The organism is Streptomyces sp. NPDC035033 (genome assembly GCF_040636735.1).
Lineage (GTDB): Bacteria > Actinomycetota > Actinomycetes > Streptomycetales > Streptomycetaceae > Streptomyces.
Genome location: NZ_JBEZUZ010000175.1, coordinates 1 through 6,433, shown reverse-complemented (window position 1 = coordinate 6,433; position 6,433 = coordinate 1). Strand labels below are relative to the sequence as shown.

Annotated in this window: 2 protein-coding genes; one reads left to right on the top strand and one right to left on the bottom strand. The window is 70.7% G+C overall.

The features are described from left to right. Positions 1-99: 99 nt before the first annotated feature. Positions 100-2,403 carry a bifunctional glycosyltransferase family 2 protein/CDP-glycerol:glycerophosphate glycerophosphotransferase gene (locus tag AB0E83_RS34690; RefSeq protein WP_362120693.1) on the bottom strand — a complete coding sequence of 768 codons (2,304 nt, stop codon included), beginning with the start codon at positions 2,401-2,403 and terminating at the stop codon, positions 100-102. 372 nt (positions 2,404-2,775) lie between these two features. Here AB0E83_RS34690 and AB0E83_RS34685 point away from each other — a divergent pair, with 372 nt between their 5' ends. Beyond that, a complete protein-coding gene (locus AB0E83_RS34685) occupies positions 2,776-6,372 on the top strand; it encodes a CDP-glycerol glycerophosphotransferase family protein (protein ID WP_362120691.1) in 3,597 nt (1,198 codons plus the stop codon). Positions 6,373-6,433 lie beyond the last annotated feature (61 nt).

The following is a 6,433-nucleotide window of genomic DNA, read 5'->3' as shown; positions in this document are numbered from 1 at the left end:
GCCCCTCTCGGCGGGGCCGCGCCTCATTCTACCCCCCCCCCCTCCCCCGCGGGGCGCCCGCGGACCCGCCCCCGCGCCCCCCCCCCCCTCTCGCGTGTGTCAGCCGGCGACGTGTTCCGGCTCCGCGGCGGCGGCGGAGGTCTCGGCGGCTTCGGGGGTGGGGGCCGGGGTGCGGTCGGCGACCGGGACGACGGGGGGAGCCGGGGTCTCCTCGCCCAGGAAGACCGCGCGGACCACGCGCTCGGCGGCGTGGCCGTCGTCCCACGTGCAGAAGCGCTCGCGGAAGGCGCGGCGGAGGGCGGCGGCGGGCTCGCCCCGCCAGGCGCCGCTGCGGAAGGCCTCGATCAGCTCGTCCTCGGTGGTGGCGATCACGCCGGGGGTGTCGCCGGGCTCGCCGGAGAGCAGGTCGAAGGTCACGCCGCGGCAGGTGCGGTACATCTCCCAGTCGTCGGCGTAGGTCACGATCGGCCGGTCGAGGTTGGCGTAGTCGAACATGATCGACGAGTAGTCCGTGACCAGGGCGTCCGCCGCCAGGCACAGCTCCTCCACCGACGGGTGGCGGGAGACGTCGATCAGCGCGCCGCGCTCGGCGAGGGCGTTCAGCTCGCGGTCGGCGCCGTAGAAGTAGTGGGCGCGCATCAGGAGGACGTAGTCGGGGCCGAGCTCGCGGGCGAAGCGGGCCAGGTCCAGACGGGCGACGAACGCGTCCTTCTGGTGGTCGCGGACGGTCGGTGCGTACAGGATCGCCTTCTTGCCGGGGGCGATGCCCAGGGCGCCGCGGATCCGGCGGACGTCCTCGGCGCCGGCCCGGTAGTAGACGTCGTTGCGCGGGTAGCCGGTGTTGAGGGTGCGGAAGGGGGCCGGGTAGACCCGCTCCCACTGCTCGGTGGAGTGCTGGTTGGAGGAGACGCTCCAGTCCCAGCGGTCGACCCGCTCCATGAGCTTGCCGAAGTCCATGCTCTTGGCGACGGCCGGGTAGTTCTGCTGGTCCAGGCCCATCCGCTTGAGCGGGGTGCCGTGGTGGGTCTGGAGGTGGACCTGACCGGGGCGCTTGACCACCGAGTCCGGGAAGTTCACGTTGTTGACCAGGTACTTCGCCCGGGCCATGGCCTTCCAGTAGCCGAAGGTGGCGGGGGCGACGCGGGTGATGCCCGCGGGCACCTTGCCGGCGTGCGCCGGGTTGACCACCCAGACGCCGCGCAGGTTCGGCGCCAGCTTCTTGGCGGCCTCGTGGATGGCGAGCGGGTTGCAGCCGGGGGTGCGGCCCCAGTAGGCGGAGTAGACGGCGAGGTCGTCGTCGAGGGGGAGCCGGCGCTGTACCGCGTAGTAGGTCTTGAGGGCCTTGCGGCCGCCCCAGCGCTTGGACCGGCCCAGCGCGCGGAAGGCGGTCTCGCGGGTGCCGTTGGCCGCCTTGAGCGATTCGAAGGCGGCGTACGAGCCGGTCCGCAGCACCTTGAACTTCAGCCCGGTGATGCCGGGCGGCGGGGTGAAGCCCTTGGGCTCGTTCTTCCGGTAGGCCCTGCCGGCCTGGTGGACGTAGGCGCGGCGGTGGCTGCGCGGTATTCGGAAGCCGCGCGCCAGGGTGTAGAGGAAGTGGCTGACCATCCGCTCGAAGACGATCTCGCGGTAGTCGTCGAGGCCGGGGCGGCCTTCGAGGTAGTCGAAGACCCGCTGGTACTGCTCGAAGATCACGAAGTGCTTGCGCGGCGAGCTGCTCCGCATGGAGCTGCCCTGGCGGCGCTGGCGGTACTCGACGACGACGTACTCCAGGCCGGCGACGCGCCGGGCGGCGGCCATGGTCGTGTAGACCATGAGCGCGTCCTCGTAGAGGCCGTCGGTGAAGCGGAAGCCGGCGCCGTCGAAGCCGCCGGAGGTGAAGAAGTCGCGGCGGTAGACGCGGTTCCAGACGACGGCGAAGATCCGGAGCAGGTCGAGGTGGTCGCGGGGGTCGACCACCCGGTCGCCGATGGAGGCGATGTGCTTGCCGGACTTGCTCGGCTCGACGCTGCCGTCCACGTGGGTGCGGACGTAGTCGAAGAGGAGGACCTCGGGGTCGTCGGTCTCGGCGAGCCGGTCGGCCATGGCCTGGAGCGAGCCGGGGCGGAGGGAGTCGTCGCCGTCGAGGAAGAGCAGGTAGTCGCCGCGGGCGTGGGCGATGCCGGTGTTGCGGGCGGCGCCGATGCCGCCGTTCCGCTCGCGGTGGACGGCGCGGACCCGCGGGTCGCGGGCGGCGATCTCGTCGATGATGGCGCCGCTGCTGTCCTGCGAGCAGTCGTCGACCGCGATGACCTCGAAGTCCGGACAGCTCTGCGAGGTGACCGAATCGAGGCATTCGCGTATGTAGCCCTCGACCCCGTAGACAGGGATGATCACGCTGAAACGGGGGGTAGCTGCAGACGGCATGCCGTGTGTCTCTCCTCAGTCGAACCGCTCAAGCGCAGTATGACAGGAGTACCGGAAGGGCTTCCGGGGCGCGGGCGGTCGAACGGGCCCGGGCGGCCGGTGAACGGAGCCCTCCCGGCGGGTGAGGCGGGGGCCAACTGGGTTCGAACGGCCGATGGGCCCATCGTCTATTCTGAAGAGCTGCGGCGGTGCTGCGCTCCGGCGCCGGGGCGGACGGGCCGGCAGGCGGGTCCTTCCCGGAGGGGAGAAGCTCCCCTCCACCGGAAGGGGACCCACCAGCGGTCCGCTGGAAAAACCGATAGCACGCCCCGTCACCCCTCAGACGCTCGAGCCTGTCGAGCGGGTCTGAACCGGAAAGGAACGCAGAACTACATGGCTCCCAGGCTCAGCGTCATCGTCCCGATATACAACGTGGCGTACTACCTGCCCGCCTGCCTGAACTCGCTCGCCGTGCAGACCTTCCAGGACCTGGAAGTGATCATGGTGGACGACGGGTCGACCGACGAGTCCCACGAGATCGCGGCGGAGTTCGCGGCCAAGGACGCCCGCTTCCGGCTCATCCGGAAGGAGAACGCCGGCCTGGGCGCCGCCCGCAACACCGGTCTGGACAGCCTGGCGCCGGAGAGCGAGTTCATCGCGTTCGTCGACAGCGACGACCTGATCCCGCCGGACGCCTACCGGCTGATGATCGAGACCCTGGACGAGACCGGTTCCTCCTTCGCCACCGGCAACGTGGAGCACATCAACTCCACCCGCATCTGGCAGTCCCCGATGCACCGCTTCCTCTCCCGGGGCGCGGTCAAGAAGACGCACGTGAGCCGCAAGCGCGCGCTACTCACCGACCGCATCGCCTGCAACAAGGTCTTCCGCCGCGACTTCTGGGAGCAGCACGCGCTGCGCTTCCCCGAGGGCGTCCTGTACGAGGACACCCCGGTGATCGTCCCGGCGCAGTACCTCGCCGAGTCCGTCGACATCATCAGCGAGACCACGTACTACTGGCGTCTGCGCGAGGGCGAGGCCGCCCCGTCGATCACCCAGCGCCGCACCGAGCCCAAGGCCGCCCGCGACCGCGCCTCCGCGGTGGAGAGCGTCAGCCGCTTCCTGGCCCAGCGGAACGAGCCGGGCGCCGACGAGCTCAAGCGCGAGTACGACAAGACCGTGCTCACCGGTGACCTGCGCATCTTCCTCAACGTGCTGCCGGACGGCGACGAGGAGTACCGCGCGGAGTTCATGACCGCGGCCAACAAGTTCCTCGACCAGATCGACCTGAAGACGGTCACGGCGCTGCCCACGGCGCTGCGCGTCAAGTGGCTGCTGGTCCGCAAGCACGCCCTGGCCGAGCTCCTGGCCTTCATCGAGGCCGAGCGCCTCGGCGAGCCGGTCGAGCTCGACGGTTCCTTCCGCCGGTACGCGAAGTACCCGGTCCTGGAGTCGACCCAGCTGCCCAAGAAGGTCCTCCGGATGGACCAGGACCTCCAGCTGCGCTCGCCGCTGAAGGAGCTGGAGTGGCTGCCCGGCGGCAAGCTGCGGCTCTCCGGCCACGCCTGGATCGACCGCGTCGACCAGAGCAGCAGGCGGAGCGTGGTCAAGCTGCTCCAGCTGAAGAAGGACGGCACCCAGCGCCGGATGCTGATCCCGCTGAAGAACCTCCAGACCGACGAGGCCACCACGGCCTCCGGCTGGAAGAACCGCGGGCACAGCTTCGACTGGGCCGGCTGGGAGACCGAGATCGACCTGAGCCGCTTCCGCAAGGGCGGCCAGTGGCAGGAGGGTCTCTGGCACGTCGGCATGCGCGTGCTCTCCGGCGGCCTGGTGCGCTCCCGCTCGGTGCACTCGTACGGCTCCGACCGCACCGCCTACCCGCCCTACCACTGGCTCGACGAGACCCACCGGATCGTCCCCGAGCTGCGCCGCGCCGCGCTGAAGCTGCGCGTCGAGAAGGTTCCGTTCCTGGTCACCGGCTTCGCGCCGGACGGGGACGCGATCGTCGTCGACGGTCTGCTGCGCGAGGCCGTCGCCCCGGGCGTCGACGTCTCCCTGCGGATCATCAACCAGAGCAGCGGCGAGGCCTTCCTCGTCCCCGCCGAGACCGTCTCCGCCTCCGGCGACCGCACCGAGCTGCGGATCCGCGTCCCGCTGAAGGACGTGGCCCTGCTGCCGGAGCACCTGGAGACCGCCGACACCGCGGGCGCCGACCCGGCCAAGCAGATGCGCCGCAACTGGAGCACCCAGCTCCAGCTCCAGGCGGGCGAGGAGAAGCCGCGCCGCCTCCGCGTCGTCGTCCAGGACGACCTGGCCGACCTCCAGGTCCGCCTCACCGAGGCCTACGGCGAGGACGCCTCGCTCAACGAGGTGGCGGTGCTCTCCGGCACCAACGGCTACCTGAAGTTCTCCGGCCGCCCGCTGCGCGGCAGGATCACCGGGATCGCCGGCACCGACGGCACCTTCCTGGTCCGCGGCACCGCGCCGGTGGACCTGACCGACTACCACCTGGTCATCAGCGCGAAGAACCGCTTCGACGAGCGGACCGTCCCGCTGAACGTTGCTGCGGACGGCACCTTCGAGGCGACCTTCCGCCCGTCCACCATGTCCGGCACCGGCGGCGGCCTGCCGCTGAAGGCCGGCCGCTGGGTCTTCCGCCTGGAGGCCGGGGACGACGCGCCGGCGCTGCCGCTCGTCGTCGACCGGCTCGCCGTGCCCCAGTTCCCGCTGCAGGGCGTGCACAACGGCCGCGAGAACTGGCTGGAGGTCCACTGGCAGGACCACCCGCAGCTCAACTGCCTGCCCGACCTGACCCCGCTGGAGCGCGGCGACAACCGCCAGTACCAGCTGCGCCAGGAGGTGTACGAGAAGGGCCGCGAGCTGCCGCTGCGCGACTCGGTGCTGTACATCAGCTACAACGGCAAGCAGTACTCGGACAGCCCGCGCGCCATCCACGAGGAGCTGCTGCGCCGCGGCACCGACATCGAGCACCTGTGGCTGGTCCGCGACGGCCAGGTCGAGCTGCCCGACACGGTGAAGCCGGTGCGCTTCCAGGGCCGCGAGTGGTACGAGGCGCTGGCCCGGTCGCGGTACATCATCACCAACGCCCACCTGCCGCACTGGATCCGCCGCCGCGCGGGCCAGGTGATCGTGCAGACCTGGCACGGCACGATGCTGAAGAAGATCGGCCTGGACATCGACGCGCCGAAGTTCGACCCGAACTACCACGAGCGTCTGGTCAAGGAAGCCGAGAGCTGGAACGTCCTGGTCTCGTCGAACCGCTTCTCCACCCCGATCCTCAAGCGGGCCATGGGCTACAACGGCCTGGTCGCGGAGACGGGCTACCCGCGCAACGACTACCTGTACGCCGAGGACCGCGACGAGCGCGCGGCCGCGGTGAAGGCGAAGCTGGGCCTGCCCGCGGACAAGAAGGTCGTGCTCTACGCGCCGACCTGGCGCGACGACCTGTCGCACGCCCGCGGCCAGTTCAAGTTCGACCTCCGGGTGGACCTGGAGGACGCCCGCCGCCGCCTCGGCGACGACCACGTCTTCCTGATCCGCCGCCACTCGAACATCGTGGACAGCATCCCGGGCGCCGGGAACGGCTTCGTCTTCGACGTCTCCGAGTACCCGGACATCGCGGACCTGTACCTGGCGGCCGACATCATGATCACGGACTACTCGTCGGTCATGTTCGACTACGCGCACCTGCGCCGCCCGATGCTCTTCTTCACGTACGACCTGGAGCACTACCGGGACCGCCTGCGCGGCTTCTACTTCGACTTCGAGAACGACGCCCCGGGCCCGCTGGTCGAGACCTCGGACGAGCTGCTCCGGGCGATCCGGGACATCGACGCGGTCGCGGCGGAGTACCAGGAGAAGTACGACGAGTTCCACCACCAGTTCTGCGACCTGGACGACGGCCACGCCGCCGGCCGCGTCGCCGACCTGATGTTCAAGATCGCCGAGGAGGGCGCGCCGCTGTAGGCGGTGCCCCCCCCGGGCGACACGCGAAGGAGCCCCGGTCCGCGCTCGCGGACCGGGGGGC